The organism is Bacillus sp. SIMBA_008 (assembly GCF_046535495.1).
Lineage (GTDB): Bacteria > Bacillota > Bacilli > Bacillales > Bacillaceae > Bacillus > Bacillus subtilis.
Map to the genome: position 1 here is coordinate 1 of NZ_JAWRWL010001177.1, position 240 is coordinate 240.

General features: G+C 58.8%; 1 protein-coding gene. It reads right to left on the reverse strand.

What is annotated here, in order from left to right:
• Positions 1-207: hypothetical protein (locus tag SB658_RS27170; RefSeq protein ID WP_410603639.1), on the reverse strand; the 207-nt coding region annotated here is incomplete at its 3' end.
• Positions 208-240 lie beyond the last annotated feature (33 nt).

Consider the following 240-nt stretch of genomic DNA (forward strand, 5'->3'; position numbering starts at 1 on the left):
GTTGGCGTCGTAGACCGTCAGACCCGATACCTTGTGGGTGGCCTCGGATGGCGAAAGGTTGCCGCTGAAGTTCACCTTCGTCGTAGGTTGCGCCGGCAGTGATCGATATCCTTCCAGCGAGACGGCCACGAGGTTCCCGCCGTCGTCAATCGCCATGACCTGAAACTGACTGACGCTGTCGATCAGTAGTCCATCGTCATTGAACATGAACTGGCCTGCCCGGGTGTAGTGAAGAGCCCC